The following is a 13,824-nucleotide window of genomic DNA, read 5'->3' as shown; positions in this document are numbered from 1 at the left end:
GATCGGGGGGTCTGCCATGAGCTCAGCGACAAGAGTCAGGACGGCGAACTACGACACGAGGGTGCCCTGGGTCGACGTCCTGCTGTCCGCGATCGCAGCGGTGAGCTGGGCGCTGATAGGCATGGCGGGCACGGCCGCGCTCGGCCTGCACCTGCTGGGCGCCGACGCGACGGGCTCGCTCGGCCCGATGACCGCGGCGGTGGTGGCCCTGGGAGCGGGCGGTTCGGTCACCCCGACCGGCGATGTGTCGGCCTTCGGCCTGACCGGCGCCCAGGCGACCACGGCCGTCACGATCACCCCGCTGGGCGTGAGCCTGGTGGGCGCGCTCCTGCTGTCGTACTTCTTCCTACGGTCCTTGCGGGCGGCCGGAGTTGTGATCGCTCCGGCCGAACTCCTCGCGCGCGCGGGCTCGGTGATCGCCCTCTTCGTGGCGATGCTCGGCGGGCTGGCCTGGGCAGGCCACGACGTGATCACGATCGACGGAAGCAAGCTGGGCCTGGACAAACTGACGGGCGGCGGCGGTAGCGGCGGCGGGGTGAACATCCCCGGCCTCGGCGACATCGGTGACATCGGCGGGCTGCTGCCGGGCAAGATCAGCGACCTGGTGAAGGCGAAGGCGGCGGTCGGCTTCACGGTCGACACGGCGCCGACGCTGCTGGGCGGCCTGGGCTGGTCGGCGGGCATCCTCCTGATCGCCCTGCTGGCCTCGCGCCGCACTCCCCTCCCCCGCGGCTGGGAGGCCGTACACCGCGTCGTACGCCCGGCCGCGTCCGCGCTCGTCACGGTGCTGCTGGTCGCGGTGGCGGCGGGCCTCGCGGCGGCGGCGTACGCGGCGATCAGTGACGACCACCCGAAACGCATCGCGGGCGCCGCGCTGCTGGGCGCGCCCAACGGGGTCTGGCTGGGCATCCCGATCGGCCTCTTCGTCCCCTGGGACGGCAAGGCGACGGGCGAACTGGCGAAGCTGCTCCCCCACCCCCTCGACGACCTCCTGAGCGTGAAGTCCGACCAGCCGGTGACGTTGGGGCGACTGGCCGAACTGGACAGCCGGGTATGGCTGTTGGGGGTCGCCGCAGCGCTGATGATGCTGCTGGCGGGGGTGTTGACGGCGGTACGGACACCCTTGGGAGCGGGTGCGGGGAGCGGCTCTGATCGCGCTGGTGCGGCGGGTCGCGGGAGTGCCCTCGGTTTTGCCGGGCGGTGTGCTCTACGGCTGGGGGTCGTCACCGCGCTGACGTTGCCGTTGCTGGCCTGGCTGACGGACGTGTCGGTGGACGCGTCGCTGTCGGTGCTGGGGTTCGACGCGTTCGGCGCGGGGATCGAGTTGCACGGGCATCTGGGCATGGCGTTGGTGCTGGGCGCGGTGTGGGGTGCGGGGGCGGGTGGTGTCGGGGGGCTCCTCGCGTACGCGACCGGGGCCGCGGGTCGGCAGGCTTCCCGGTTGGCACGGGGTGACTCGGGGGCGACGGGGCCGGGGAAGGGTTCAGGGTCGGAGTCGGGGTCGGATGCCTGGGCACCGGGGCAGCCGGACCATGCGCAGCCTGCGGGGAATGCGGGACAGGCAGGGCATCCGGAGAGTGCCGGGGACCCGGGGCCCTACGTGCCGACTTCGCCTTACCGCGCGCCGAACCCTGCGACCAACCCGTATCTGCAACTGCCGGATGAACTACGGCAACCGGAGGACGGCCGGCCACCGCCGCCTGGTGGGGCTTGGCCTGGTGGGGAGTCACCGGGGCAGGGGGGTGGGGCGGGGCCCAGGGGGCCGGGATCCGGTGGTGCGGGGCCGGGTGGTTCGGGGACCGGTGGTGCACGGCCGGGTGGTGGGGCTTGGTCCCATGGACCTGGGTGGTCGCCGGACGCGGGGTCACCTCAGGGAGGCGGCCGACCGCCCGCCGGAAGTCCACAGGCCTCAAGTACAGCCCAGCCACCGGGAGATGCAGGACCTGGCGGTAAGCCCCGATCCCGTGGAGCAACCTGGCCACCGAACGCGGGTTCACCGCAAGAGGGCCCGCGGCCACCCGGTGCACGCTCATCGCAGGCGGGTGGCCGGTCGCCCGGCGGAGGGGTGTCTCCCTCCGGTGCCGCTCAACCGCCGGAGGGCGCGGGTCCGGGCAACACGTCACGGCCCCGTCGACCTGCCCGGCCACCGGACGCCGGATCGCCGACGCAGGCCGCGTGGCCGCCAGGTGCGCGGTCGCCGCAGGAAGGTGGTCGGCCGCCGGGCGGAGGCTCGCGGCCCGGTAGTGCCCCTCAACCTCCGGGAAACGCGGGGCAGTTCGGGGCCGATCCGGCGCCCGGAGCCGTAGGGCCCGGTGGAGTCGGTCGTTACTCCGGAAGCTCGCAGACGCCCGGAGCCGTTCCGCCGGACGACGGCACTCGCCCCTACGACGGTCCGCAGTCGCCCGGCGTCCCTTCGCCGCCCGCCGACATGTACGGCGCTCCGACCATGGCCCAGTCCTACGAGCCGCCGTCCCGGCTGCCTCGGCGTCGGCCCGGGTCGCGTTCGCGGGACTGGCCGGAGGACGACTCGGACGGTGGGCAGCAACCGCCTCCTCCACCTCCGCCGCCCCCTCCCGGAAAGCCCAAGGGCCGCCGGTGATCCGCGTCTACGTCCACGTCGGGTGAGCACTCTTCGGTGCCCGGCGAATCTTGCCCTGCGGCGAACCTTGCCCGGCACCGGATGAGCCAAGGGCGACGCAGGCCGGCGTGCGGGTGGCGGCGTCTTCATGGGCCGACGGCCCACTACCCGGCGCCCCACCCATCCGGACGTATCCCTCGCATCCGGCCCCGCAGCAGTTCCCCTCGCCCGACGACCAGCCGACTCCCGATCGCCCGCACACTCATCACGATCACATCAACACACCTTCCGACCGCCCCTCAATCCACTCCCGACCGCCTCCAGCCCACTCCTGACCACCGTCCCGCCCCTCCGTGATCGCCCCGTAAGATTCGCGCCACCGACCCGACACCCACTGTTCCGTGTCCGCTGGGCGGACCTCTGCGGCATAAGGCACTCCGTGCCGGATACGGTGGGTACACCATGAGCGCTTCGCAGACCTCTGACGTCCCCACTCTCCTCGTCAAGATCTTCGGCAAGGACAGGCCGGGCATCACGGCCGGACTCTTCGACACCCTCGCCGCCTACTCCGTCGACGTGGTCGACATCGAGCAGGTCGTCACGCGTGGCCGGATGGTGTTGTGCGCACTCGTGACCCCGCCGCCCGCCGGGCTCGAAGGGGATCTGCGGGCCACCGTGCACAGCTGGGCCGAGTCGATGAAGATGCAGGCCGAGATCATCTCCGGCCTCGGCGACAACCGGCCGCGTGGGCTGGGGCGTTCGCTCGTGACCGTGCTCGGCCACCCCCTCACCGCGGAGTCCACCGCCGCGATCGCCGCCCGTATCACCAAGGCCGGCGGCAACATCGACCGTATCTTCCGGCTCGCCAAGTACCCCGTGACAGCGGTGGAGTTCGCGGTGTCCGGCGTGGAGACCGAGCCCCTGCGCACCGCCCTCGTCACCCACGCGGCGACGTTCGGCGTCGACATCGCCGTCGTGGCGGCGGGGCTGCACCGGCGGGCCCAGCGGCTCGTCGTCATGGACGTCGACTCCACGCTCATCCAGGACGAGGTCATCGAACTCTTCGCCGCGCACGCCGGCTGCGAGGACGAGGTCGCCGAGGTCACCGCCGCCGCGATGCGCGGGGAACTGGACTTCGAGCAGTCCCTGCACGCGCGCGTGGCGCTGCTGGAAGGGCTGGACGCCTCGGTCGTCGACAAGGTGCGAAGCGAGGTGCGTCTGACGCCGGGGGCCCGCACCCTCATCCGTACGCTCAAGCGGCTCGGCTACCAAGTCGGCGTCGTATCGGGCGGGTTCACCCAGGTCACCGACGACCTCAAGGACCGGCTCGGGCTCGACTTCGCCCAGGCCAACACCCTGGAGATCGTCGACGGGAAGCTGACCGGCAAGGTCACCGGCGAGATCGTCGACCGCGCGGGCAAGGCACGGCTCCTGCGCCGCTTCGCCGCCGAGGCGGGCGTACCGCTCGCGCAGACCGTGGCGATCGGCGACGGCGCCAACGACCTGGACATGCTCAACGCGGCCGGTCTCGGTGTCGCCTTCAACGCGAAGCCGGTCGTACGGGAGGCCGCGCACACGGCGGTGAACGTGCCGTTCCTCGACACCGTGCTGTATCTGCTGGGTGTCACCCGTGAAGAGGTCGAGGCCGCGGACACGCACGACGAGGACTGATCCCGGAGGCTTTCCATACCTTCGGGGCCCGGCACCGCGCGGTGCCGGGCCCCTTGTCGTGCCTGGTCAGTTCCGATGTTGTGCCGGGTCAGTTCCGATTGGCGTGCGCGGTCAGCTCCGACTACTCGGACACCTGGACTACTTACTCCGACGGCGCCCAGTAGTCGTCCAGCGTGGCCACGCCCGGCTCCAGCGCCTTCCAGGAACCGGTGAAGGACAGCACGGCGAAACCGGCGGCCGCGAATCCGCGTTGCTTCAGCCATTCGCGGGCCTCGGTGCTGCCCGTACCGGTCTCGGCACCGGTGTCCGCACCGGGGAGGATCTCCGCCAGCCCCTGCACGCTCGGGTTGTGCCCGACGAGGATCACGTTCCGCGCGTCGTCCGGCGTCTCGTTCAGCACCGCGATCAGCTCGCCGGGCGAGGCCTCGTAGAGCCGCTCCTCGTAGACGGTTTTCGGCCGGTGCGCGAGTTCGTGGACGGCGAGCTTCCAGGTCTCCCGGGTCCGGACCGCGGTGGAGCAGAGGGCCAGATCGAAGGGGATGCCGGTGTCGGCCAGCCTGCTTCCGGCGGTGGCCGCGTCCAGGCGGCCCCGCTCAGCGAGCGGCCGCTCGTGATCGGTCACCTGGGGCCAGTCGGCTTTCGCATGCCGGAAGAGGACGATCCTGCGGGGTTCTGCGACGCTCATGGGATCCAGCTTCGCATGAAACAGGCCATGGGGCGCGGGTAGTTGACGGGGCGGCCGCGCGAGTGCTCCGCGGGTGCTCAGCGGGCTATGAGCTGCTGCACGCGCTCGAACAGATGGGTGATCATCGGGTCCGAGGCCGCCGCTTGCGCGTCCGTCGGGTTGAGCATCATCACGAGCAGCACGACGAACGCGAGCGCCGGCAGGGCGAGGGCCCACCACGGCAGCCTGATGTCGACGCCGCCCGTGGTCGCCGGGTGGGGCGGGGTGTGCGTAGGGGCCGACATGGATGCCTCCGCTGGTCTCCGAGTGGTCCGCGATCCGCTTCTCGCGGTCACATCTCGAAGTTACGGAACGCGCGGCCCCCAACCCATCCGGAGATCCACCCACTTGACCCTGAGCCTCACCCCCTAGGGGATGGTGGGGACAACCCCACCATCGGCCCGCGGAGGCACGTTCAAGGGCGCGCGGTCACGGCGAAGCGATCGTCGCGATGATGGCGATGACGATGAAGATGGCGAAGAACGAGCCGAAGACGATGAGCATCTTCCGCTGGCCGTTCTGAGGGTTCGGGTCGAGCACTGGCATACGGCCAGTCTCGCACCCTGCGTCCGCGCCGGATCCGCCGGGGTGAGGTCGTGCGGGGTGAGGTGGACCCGCGCACGGGCGGGCTCAGCGGGCCGCCTCGTCCTCCACCGTACGGTTGCGGCCCGCGAGGACGCCCACGGCCATCTGCGGGATCATCAGGCCGGCCATGAGGGCGATCGGCAGTCCCCAGCCGCCGCTGTGCTGGTAGAGCACACCGACCAGGAGCGGCCCCGGGATGGAGATCAGATACCCGGTGCTCTGCGCGAAGGCCGACAGCTCGGCGACGCCCGCACCTGTCCTGGCCCGCATCCCGACCATCGTCAGGGCCAGCGGGAAGGAGCAGTTGGCGATGCCGAGCAGGACCGCCCAGGCCCAGGCGCCGCCGGCCGGCGCGAGGTACAGGCCCGCGTATCCGGCGAGGCCGCACACGCCGAGGGCGATCACGATCGGGCCCTGCCGGGGCAGCCGGCTGGCCAGCCGCGGGATGACGAAGGCCAGCGGCACGCCCATCACCATGGTGACGGCCAGGAGCAGCCCGGCGGTGCCCGCGGAGACCCCCGCGTCCCGGAAGATCTGCGCCATCCACCCCATCGTGATGTACGCGGCGGTGGCCTGGAGCCCGAAGAACACGGCGAGCGCCCACGCGGTACGGCTGCGGGTGATCCGCAGCACCGGTTGCGCGTGCTCGGCCTCCCGCGCGCGGGCTCGCGTCTCCGCCGAAGTCCCGGACGCGGGTGTCCCGTCGGCGGCCCCCCGCGCGCGGGAGCGCTGTTCCCCGGCCGCCTCCGGTCCGGAGGGCGCCTCCCGGTGTCGTACGAGAGCGATCCATGGCAGTACGGCAGCGGCGGCCAGGGCTGCCCACACGGCGAGGCCGGAGCGCCAACTGCCGCCCAGGGCATCGGTGATGGGCACGGTGACCGCGGCGGCGGACGCCGTGCCGAGGGCCAGGGCCATCGAGTACAGGCCGGTCATGGAGCCGACCCGGTCCGGGAACCAGCGCTTGACGATCACCGGCATCAGGACGTTGCTGACCGCGATGCCCATGAGCGCGAGCGCGCTGCCGGCCAGGAAGCCGGCCGTGCCGCCTATGCAGGGCCGTACGAGCAGGCCCGCGGTGATGAGGACCATGCCCGCGCAGACCACCGCGGCCGGGCCGAAGCGGCGGGCGAGGCGCGGGGCCGTGACGCCGAAGACGGCGAAGCACAGCGGGGGTACGGAGGTGAGCAGTCCGGCGACGCTGCCGCTCATGCCGAGCCCGTCGCGGACCTCTTCGAGGAGGGCACCGAGGCTGGTGATGGCGGGGCGGAGGTTCAGCGCGGCGAGCACGATGCCGAGGACGAGCAGACGCGTCGTCCACGCGTGCGTGGACGCTTTCCCGGTCGGCTTCCCTGTCGGCGCCGGGGAGTCGCTCGCGGCGGAGCTGCTGACGTTCGTCGTGGACTTCAGTGTCCGGGTTTCCTCGCTTGCCATGCTGCCCATCATAGAATGATGGGATGATTGGTTGTCCATCCCCGGGTGGCCCGCTCCCGCCCCGCACATGCGAAGGTGTGCCATGCCCCTGAGCCATCCCCGTCGTTCGGCGCTGTCCGAGCAGGTCATCGCCGCGCTGCGGAACCAGATCACCTCGGGCGAGTGGCCGGTCGGCTCCCGGATCCCGACCGAGCCGGAGCTGGTCGAGCAGCTCGGGGTCGCCCGCAACACGGTCCGCGAGGCCGTCCGCGCGCTCGCGCACAACGGCCTGCTGGACATCCGCCAGGGCTCCGGGACGTACGTCGTGGCGACGAGCGAGCTGGCCGGAGTGATGCACCGCCGCTTCGCGGACGCCGACCCCCGGCACATCGCCGAACTGCGCTCCACGCTGGAGTCGTCGGCGGCGCAGCTGGCGGCCGAGCGGCGCACAGAGAAGGACCTCAAGCAGCTGGACGCCCTCCTCGTGCGACGTGAGGAGGCCTGGGCGTCGGGCGACACGGAGGCCTTCGTGACGGCCGACGCGACCCTCCACATGGCCGTGGTGGCGGCCTCCCACAACGACGTCATGACGGCGATGTACGCCGACCTGGGCGAGGTGCTGCGGGAGTGGCTGCGCGCGGACGTCGGCGAGGAGCTGACTCCGGAGACGTACATGGACCACACGCGGCTGGTGGACGCGATCCGCGCGGGTGACGCGCAGGCGGCCGCCAAGGAGGCCGCGGGCTATCCGTTCGTGTGCCGACCCGGGAGGCTCAGCTCGCCCGCTTCTGGTGGCTGACCCACACCGCGCGGACGTCCTCCCAGCAGCGGCCGGTGAGCCGTACGGTCTGCGCCGGTCCCGCGTCGGTCGCGATGCCGTCGCTGTCGATGTCCCACCAGCGGTCGCACTCGATGTGCAGGCTGACGCGGTCGGTACGGGGGTACGGGTTGTGGCAGTACGCGATCACGTGCGAGCCGTGGACGGTGGTGCGGCAGTCGGCGCCGAACAGCTGGGGTGCGGCCGGTTTTCGGGCCCCCACGCGTGCGTGGGGCATCGCCTCGTACGCCAGGGAGATGACGAGCGCGATGGCGACGGTCACTGAGGCCAGGCTGCGGGACAGACGCACAAGGGAAACCTCCTCGGCAGTGCTGGGGAGGGAATCGCGTGGTGAACGCGTAATCCAGAGTGCGCAGTTGTGCTCCGACCCCGCCCGGCCGGAGGGGCCGAACGGGTGACGCCCCGCTCCCCGCGCGGTGCGGGAAACGGGGCGTCGACGCCGTAGGAGAGGTCGGGCCGAAAGGTCAGGCTCCGATGGCGTGCAGGCCGCCGTCCACGTGGACGATCTCGCCGGTGGTCTTCGGGAACCAGTCGCTCAGGAGGGCGACGATGGCCTTGCCGGCCGGCTCCGGGTCGTTGAGGTCCCACTCCAGGGGAGAGCGGTTGTCCCACACAGAGGCCAGCTCGCTGAAGCCCGGGATGGACTTGGCGGCCATCGAGCCGAGCGGGCCCGCGGAGACCAGGTTGCAGCGGATGTTCTGCTTGCCCAGGTCGCGGGCGAGGTAGCGGCTGGTGGCCTCCAGGGCGGCCTTGGCCGGGCCCATCCAGTCGTACTGCGGCCACGCGAAGGACGCGTCGAAGGTGAGGCCGACGACCGAGCCGCCGTTCTGCATCAGCGGCAGGCAGGCCATGGTCAGCGACTTCAGGGAGAACGCCGAGACGTGCATGGCGGTGGCGACCGACTCGAACGGCGTGTTGAGGAAGTTGCCGCCGAGCGCGTCCGGCGGCGCGAACCCGATGGAGTGCACTACACCGTCGAGGCCGCCCAGCTCCTCGCCCACGACGTCGGCGAGGCGCGCCAGGTGCTCGCCGTTGGTGACGTCGAGCTCGATGACCTTGGTGGGCTTGGGGAGCTTCTTGGCGATGCGCTCGGTCAGCGTGGGCCGCGGGAACGCGGTCAGGATGATCTCGGCGCCCTGCTCCTGGGCCTGCTTGGCGGCGTGGAAGGCGATGGAGGACTCCAGCAGCACACCGGAGATCAGGACGCGCTTGCCCTCAAGAATTCCGCTCATGGTGATCAGTGACCCATTCCCAGTCCGCCGTCTACGGGGATGACGGCTCCAGTGATGTACGAGGCGTCGTCCGAGGCGAGGAACCGCACCGTCGCGGCGACCTCCTCGGGCTGCGCGTAACGGCCGAGCGGCACCTGCTTGACGATGCCCTCACGCTGCTCGTCGGTGAGCACCTTGGTCATGTCGGTGTCGACGAAGCCGGGCGCGACGACGTTGAAGGTGATGTTCCGCGAGCCCAGCTCACGGGCGAGGGAGCGCGCGAAGCCGACCAGCGCGGCCTTGGAGGCGGCGTAGTTCGCCTGGCCGGGGCCGCCCATCAGGCCGACGACCGACGAGATCAGGATGACCCGGCCCTTCTTGGCGCGCAGCATGGCGCGGTTGGCGCGCTTGACGACGCGGAAGGTGCCGGTGAGGTTCGTGTCGATGACCGAGGTGAAGTCCTCCTCGGACATGCGCATCAGGAGCTGGTCCTTGGTGACGCCGGCGTTGGCGATCAGGACCTCGACCGGGCCGTGCTCGGCCTCGATCTCCTTGTAGGCCTGCTCCACCTGCTCGGTGTCGGTGATGTCGCACTTCACGGCCAGGAAGCCGGCCGGCGGCTCTCCCGAGCGGTACGTGATGGCGACCTTGTCGCCGGCGTCGGCGAACGCACGGGCGATGGCGAGGCCGATGCCCCGGTTGCCTCCGGTGACGAGAACCGAGCGGCTCAACGGATCACCCTTTCGATAGCGGTCCTGCACGCCTGCCCGGTACACCTGGTCGACAGGCGGCTTTATCGAAAACCTATCGGTCCGTCGCGCCCGGCGGACAATCGGGCACCGACAGTGGCTTACGTCGCCTCCTGTCGGGTCTCTACAGTCGCCGACCCGATTCAGTCCGCCGCGCCCGGCGCGTGAGCGGTCAGTCCGGCCTCTCGTGACGCATCGGGCATGCGCTTGTCATACGCGACCAGGCAGTCGAGTGCCTCGCCAAGGATCAGAGCGTTTGCCACATGGATCGCGTCGAGAGAGCGGAGGGTCGCGTGAAAGGGCAGCCCGCCTAGGCGTTCACCCGAGCGCCGCGTTTCCGCAGCACTTCTTGTACTTGCGCTCCGAACCGCACCAGCAAGGACCATTCCGGGGCGGAGGCCAGGCCGCGGCTCGTCCCGTGCGGGCGAGTTCGGCCGCGTAGGCGGACCGCGTGGACGGGGTGTCGGGGGACCCGCCGCTTGTGTCGGCATACGACTTCAGGCCGCTCACCGTCGCCCGGCCGACCGCCAGATGGGCGGCGCCCTCGTTCGAAAGTTCACGCAAGGTGTGCTCGACCTGCCGCAGGTGACCGGCGTGCTCGTCGCCGTACGCCTCCGTGGCCGACGGCCAGCGGTTCAGCAGCTCCGCGAACTCTTCCTCAGGCCAGAACAGGACGCAGGTCCTCAGTGGACCGGCGAACACCGCCTCGGCCTCGCCCTGTTCCTCGGTGAGTGCCTCGATCTCGGCCCGCAGAACATCGGGGCCGCCCTCGGCCAGCCGCTTCAGGCGGATCGGGTCGTGCATCTCGTCCAGCGGACGGAACCGGCCCGGCAGTGGTGACGCGCGCCGCTCGTGCAGTTCGTCGGCCAGGTCGTCCCAGTCATCGTGGGGCTCGCCGAGTTGGCGGCGCACACGGTGGCGACCGATGACGAGTTCCTCCAGGCCGAAGGAATCGGCGGAATCCTCGACCACATCCGCCGTCACCTGGGTCCCGACGCCCAACGCATGCGTGACACCGGCCGTGTACCACTCGGCGGCCGTCGTCGGGTCGTCTCCTGCCTCGAAGACTCCAGCCACGAGGCTCCATGCGCCCGCGTCCTTGGGATGCCGTTTGCGGAACGCGGCAGCCGCGGACCGCGTCTCCTCCTCACGCCCGGCGTCCCACAGCGCGTTGATACGCCACGCGTCCACCATGTCCGGCTCGCGACAACCGCCCGACTCCAGGTCGAGAAGCCGCTCATACAGCCCGAGCGCGCGGTCGTACTCGCCGGCGTCCCGCCACGCGTCAGCGGCTTCCAGGAGCAGTTCCTCCCGGTCCTCGGGGTACTGCGCCACCAGTTCCTCGTACTCCTGCGCGGCTTTGGCGTGGTCCACCGGAGGCGGGGGTGCGTGGACCGCCGGGGTGTGCGTGCGATTGGTTCCTCGCGCCTTGCGATTCCTGCTGTGAGTGCCGCCGGCGCGGCGCTTGCTGGACATGAACCCACGCTAGCGCGGCGGGAGTCGGCGCGATCGGGCAATCCTGAGGGTCACTCCCGCGGGTGGTCGGCGCCTGGTCGCTCGGCACCGCGCCCCGCCCCTCGTGGCGCGACCATCGTGCGCGCGGCATCGACCGACTCGGCAAGGCCTGCGATGTCCGACGCCGGATCCCGCGACGGGCGGGAGAGATCCACGACATGGCGCCGGATCCTCAACGTCCCCTCACCTACCGGCACTTCCACGACGCCGGGTCGACCCGAGCCGTACACGAGATGGCCCACGCCAGGCCGAGCAGTACGCAGCACGCGGTCATCTGGTCCAGGTCGTCTCGCTGAGACCTGGTCTTAAACGTGGCGTCGAGGCCGACCACCTGGCGCAGTACTCCGCCGTCCGGCGACGGCAGATGGTGCACGAGGTCCGGCTTGAGGACGAGTCTGCCAGCGGCAGAGACGGCGGCGTGGGCGAGCGCCAGAAGAAGGTCGGGCCGGGGCTCGGCGGCGACAGGCGCGGGGCACTTGGGGTGAGGGTCAGCTGGATGGTGCCGTAGCCCGAGCCGAGGCACTACGAGGCCCTCGTGGGCGGCGAGCTTCCTGACCTGGGTCGAAGAGTTGACCGTCAACTCCAAGAGGTCGTTAAGCCTATACGGCACCACTGACAACCACCGAAATCACAACTCACCTACACCAGTGGGTTGTTGCGGAAGATGATCGTCAACTACGCATGAAGCGGACAGGGAGTTGTGACGCGCGTGAGACACATGGGGCGCGATGAGCTCACAGGGCGTGGGCAGCGTGCACTCGGCCCACACCGTCTTGCCCGGTCCCGTTCGTTCGTCGACGCCCCAGCGCGTGGCGACGACCTCCACAAGAAGCATGCCTCTGCCGCCGTCCACGTCCCCGGGGTCGCGGGCATCCGGGGTCGGCTCCGGGGGCTTCGGGTGCGCCGGGTGGGTGTCGGGCACCTCCACGCGTACGACACCGACGGCCCGGTCGCAGCGCAGGCGCAGCAGGAAGTCACGGCCGGGGATGCGGCCGTGCAGGACGGAGTTGGCGGCGAGTTCGGCGACGACGAGGGCGACGGCGTCGGAGGACGGACTGCCGTACGGGACTCCCCACTAGGCGAGTTGGTGTGTAGCGAGCCTGCGGGCGAGCCGGGCTCCGCGTCTCGTGGCGGAGAGGCGCTGGGCGAACACACTGACGGTAGCGGCCTCTTGGGCGTAGGGGGCTGGCATGTGCCCAGCATTCTGTGTCCTCCTGCCCGGCCAACAGGTACGACACCCATACAGACACGGCTGTGCCAGTGCACACTCTGGACTGGGTGGGTAACTCCCTGTGACGCTGGGCCGGTTGGGCGGGTTGGGCGGTACCAGCGGGGTCGATGAGAACGTGAGCACAGGAGGCGCGCGGCGATGACGGCGGACCACGGCAGTGAAACGGAACTGTCCGACAGTCTCAAGACCTTCGGCGCGGTCCTGAAGGCGCTGCGGGAGGAATCCGGGCTGACACAGGAGGACTTCGGGCTGCGCGTGCGGTACTCGGCCTCGTACATCGCCAAGATCGAGCAGGGGAAGCGGTTCCCTCCGGCGGATCTGCCCGCACGGGCGGAGGAGCCGTTGGGGTCCGTCGCCGTCAAGATTCTCCGCGCGGCTGCGAAGAGTCTGACGCGGAAGGCCGGGCTGGCTTCCTGGTTTCAGGAGTGGGCGGAGATCGAGGAGGAGGCGATCTCGCTGTATGCGTACGAGTGCCGGGCGATTCCGGGGTTGTTGCAGCCGGAAGGGTATGCGCGGGCAGTGTTCGAGCGCCAGCTCCCTCCGTTCACAGAGGAGCAGATCGACAACAAGGTGGCCGCACGGCTGGAGCGACAAACCCTGCTCACCGAGCGGCCGAACACCGCGTTCACCTTCATCGTCGAGCAGGCTGTCCTGGAACGCAGGGTCGGTGGTTCAGCGGTCACCAGGAATGTCATCAACCATCTGCTGAGCCTCGGCGAGCGGACCAACGTCGAGATCCAGATCATGCCTCTGCGCCAGGAAGACCACTGCGGAGTCGACGGCCAGCTGTACCTGGCCGAGGCACCAGGACACTAGTGGTTCGGGTACGTCGAGGGCCACCGATCGAGCAACCTGATCGTCGATCCCGGCGAGGTCAGCGTCCTCAATCAGCGCTATGGCAAGCTGCGTTCCCAAGCCCTGGATTGCCGGGCTACGGTGAACCTGCTGGAACAGATGCGAGGAGCGCTATGAGCACCACCCCTGAGCTGAGCTGGTCCAAGAGCAGTTACAGCGGCGGAGACGGCGACAACTGCGTCGAGGTAGCCGTGCGCCCCGAGGCGGTCCACATCCGCGACTCCAAGGACAAGGGCATCCGACCTCTCGTCGTCACGCCGGTCACCTGGGCGGCATTCACGGCACTCGCGGCAGGGTCGTCGCTGGAGGGTTGAGGCCGCGTCGTAGGCGATGTTTACGGGCGGGCACGGGAGTTGGTCCCGGGCCCGCCCGTCGGTCTGTGTCCTCGACCTCGTCCGCGCCGCGCGACTAAGCCGGCCCACTGGCCCACCGGACCGCTCTTGCCAACGCTTTCCCA

12 protein-coding genes and 3 pseudogenes are annotated in these 13,824 nt (G+C 70.5%); 5 read left to right on the top strand and 10 right to left on the bottom strand.

Features of this window, described 5'->3' with window-relative positions; genetic code table 11:
• Positions 1 to 16 precede the first annotated feature (16 nt).
• A pseudogene (locus tag ACGFY9_RS47245) lies at positions 17 to 1,969 on the top strand (streptophobe family protein); the annotation flags it as partial.
• 1,071 nt (positions 1,970 to 3,040) lie between these two features.
• Positions 3,041 to 4,249: a phosphoserine phosphatase SerB gene (gene serB, locus ACGFY9_RS47240; RefSeq protein WP_365610411.1), complete on the top strand. Its 1,209-nt coding sequence runs from the start codon at positions 3,041 to 3,043 to the stop codon at positions 4,247 to 4,249.
• Positions 4,250 to 4,391: 142 nt separating this feature from the next.
• Here serB and ACGFY9_RS47235 read toward each other — a convergent pair whose 3' ends face one another.
• The 4 genes from ACGFY9_RS47235 to ACGFY9_RS47220 all read right to left on the bottom strand — a co-directional run bounded on the left by ACGFY9_RS47235 (position 4,392) and on the right by ACGFY9_RS47220 (position 6,989).
• Complete coding sequence (locus ACGFY9_RS47235) at positions 4,392 to 4,934, bottom strand: SixA phosphatase family protein (protein WP_393765093.1); 543 nt, start codon at positions 4,932 to 4,934, stop codon at positions 4,392 to 4,394.
• 77 nt (positions 4,935 to 5,011) lie between these two features.
• Entirely contained in the window at positions 5,012 to 5,218 is a 207-nt protein-coding gene (locus ACGFY9_RS47230) for a hypothetical protein (protein ID WP_366494379.1), read from the bottom strand.
• 184 nt (positions 5,219 to 5,402) lie between these two features.
• The gene (locus ACGFY9_RS47225; RefSeq protein WP_019060691.1) at positions 5,403 to 5,519 is read right to left on the bottom strand and encodes an SGM_5486 family transporter-associated protein; all 117 of its coding nucleotides are present in this window, start codon (positions 5,517 to 5,519) and stop codon (positions 5,403 to 5,405) included.
• An 84-nt stretch (positions 5,520 to 5,603) separates the two neighbouring features.
• Positions 5,604 to 6,989 (bottom strand): CynX/NimT family MFS transporter, encoded by a 1,386-nt coding sequence (locus ACGFY9_RS47220; RefSeq protein WP_393765091.1) that lies wholly within the window; start codon positions 6,987 to 6,989, stop codon positions 5,604 to 5,606.
• An 82-nt stretch (positions 6,990 to 7,071) separates the two neighbouring features.
• Between ACGFY9_RS47220 and ACGFY9_RS47215 the strand changes: the two genes are divergently transcribed.
• Positions 7,072 to 7,767, top strand: a complete 696-nt coding sequence (locus ACGFY9_RS47215) for a FadR/GntR family transcriptional regulator (RefSeq protein WP_393765089.1) — start codon at positions 7,072 to 7,074, stop codon at positions 7,765 to 7,767.
• Here the strand turns inward: ACGFY9_RS47215 and ACGFY9_RS47210 are convergent.
• From ACGFY9_RS47210 to ACGFY9_RS47185, 6 genes and pseudogenes are all read right to left on the bottom strand, one after another.
• The gene (locus ACGFY9_RS47210; protein WP_393765087.1) at positions 7,742 to 8,095 is read right to left on the bottom strand and encodes a hypothetical protein; all 354 of its coding nucleotides are present in this window, start codon (positions 8,093 to 8,095) and stop codon (positions 7,742 to 7,744) included. The two genes, ACGFY9_RS47215 and ACGFY9_RS47210, sit on opposite strands and share 26 nt — an antisense overlap.
• A gap of 175 nt (positions 8,096 to 8,270) precedes the next feature.
• Entirely contained in the window at positions 8,271 to 9,038 is a 768-nt protein-coding gene (fabI, locus tag ACGFY9_RS47205) for an enoyl-ACP reductase FabI (RefSeq protein WP_393765085.1), read from the bottom strand.
• Between the two features lie 5 nt (positions 9,039 to 9,043).
• Positions 9,044 to 9,748 (bottom strand): 3-oxoacyl-[acyl-carrier-protein] reductase, encoded by a 705-nt coding sequence (fabG, locus tag ACGFY9_RS47200; RefSeq protein WP_363102126.1) that lies wholly within the window; start codon positions 9,746 to 9,748, stop codon positions 9,044 to 9,046.
• A 336-nt stretch (positions 9,749 to 10,084) separates the two neighbouring features.
• Positions 10,085 to 11,242 carry an SEC-C metal-binding domain-containing protein gene (locus tag ACGFY9_RS47195; protein WP_393765083.1) on the bottom strand — a complete coding sequence of 386 codons (1,158 nt, stop codon included), beginning with the start codon at positions 11,240 to 11,242 and terminating at the stop codon, positions 10,085 to 10,087.
• Between the two features lie 226 nt (positions 11,243 to 11,468).
• Complete coding sequence (locus ACGFY9_RS47190; protein WP_393765081.1) at positions 11,469 to 11,891, bottom strand: hypothetical protein; 423 nt, start codon at positions 11,889 to 11,891, stop codon at positions 11,469 to 11,471.
• Positions 11,892 to 11,909: 18 nt separating this feature from the next.
• Positions 11,910 to 12,473 (bottom strand): annotated as a pseudogene (locus tag ACGFY9_RS47185) (ATP-binding protein).
• A gap of 177 nt (positions 12,474 to 12,650) precedes the next feature.
• On the opposite strand from ACGFY9_RS47185, the pseudogene ACGFY9_RS47180 reads away from it, so the two are divergent.
• Positions 12,651 to 13,484, top strand: a pseudogene (locus ACGFY9_RS47180) (helix-turn-helix domain-containing protein).
• Positions 13,481 to 13,681 carry a DUF397 domain-containing protein gene (locus ACGFY9_RS47175; RefSeq protein WP_393765079.1) on the top strand — a complete coding sequence of 67 codons (201 nt, stop codon included), beginning with the start codon at positions 13,481 to 13,483 and terminating at the stop codon, positions 13,679 to 13,681. Before ACGFY9_RS47180 ends, ACGFY9_RS47175 begins: the two are co-directional and overlap by 4 nt.
• Positions 13,682 to 13,824 lie beyond the last annotated feature (143 nt).

Source organism: Streptomyces sp. NPDC048504 (assembly GCF_043200035.1).
Taxonomy (GTDB): Bacteria; Actinomycetota; Actinomycetes; order Streptomycetales; family Streptomycetaceae; genus Streptomyces.
The sequence above is the reverse complement of the archived record's forward strand: the minus strand, read 5'-3'. Positions and strand labels throughout refer to the sequence as shown.

What these genes read in the sequence shown, in the direction of transcription:
- serB (WP_365610411.1), top strand. Translation starts at nt 3,041, where the DNA reads ATGAGCGCTTCGCAGACCTCTGACGTCCCCACTCTCCTCGTCAAGATC.
- ACGFY9_RS47235 (WP_393765093.1), bottom strand. Translation starts at nt 4,934, where the DNA reads ATGAGCGTCGCAGAACCCCGCAGGATCGTCCTCTTCCGGCATGCGAAA.
- ACGFY9_RS47230 (WP_366494379.1), bottom strand. Translation starts at nt 5,218, where the DNA reads ATGTCGGCCCCTACGCACACCCCGCCCCACCCGGCGACCACGGGCGGC.
- ACGFY9_RS47225 (WP_019060691.1), bottom strand. Translation starts at nt 5,519, where the DNA reads ATGCCAGTGCTCGACCCGAACCCTCAGAACGGCCAGCGGAAGATGCTC.
- ACGFY9_RS47220 (WP_393765091.1), bottom strand. Translation starts at nt 6,989, where the DNA reads ATGGCAAGCGAGGAAACCCGGACACTGAAGTCCACGACGAACGTCAGC.
- ACGFY9_RS47215 (WP_393765089.1), top strand. Translation starts at nt 7,072, where the DNA reads ATGCCCCTGAGCCATCCCCGTCGTTCGGCGCTGTCCGAGCAGGTCATC.
- fabI (WP_393765085.1), bottom strand. Translation starts at nt 9,038, where the DNA reads ATGAGCGGAATTCTTGAGGGCAAGCGCGTCCTGATCTCCGGTGTGCTG.
- ACGFY9_RS47195 (WP_393765083.1), bottom strand. Translation starts at nt 11,242, where the DNA reads ATGTCCAGCAAGCGCCGCGCCGGCGGCACTCACAGCAGGAATCGCAAG.
- ACGFY9_RS47175 (WP_393765079.1), top strand. Translation starts at nt 13,481, where the DNA reads ATGAGCACCACCCCTGAGCTGAGCTGGTCCAAGAGCAGTTACAGCGGC.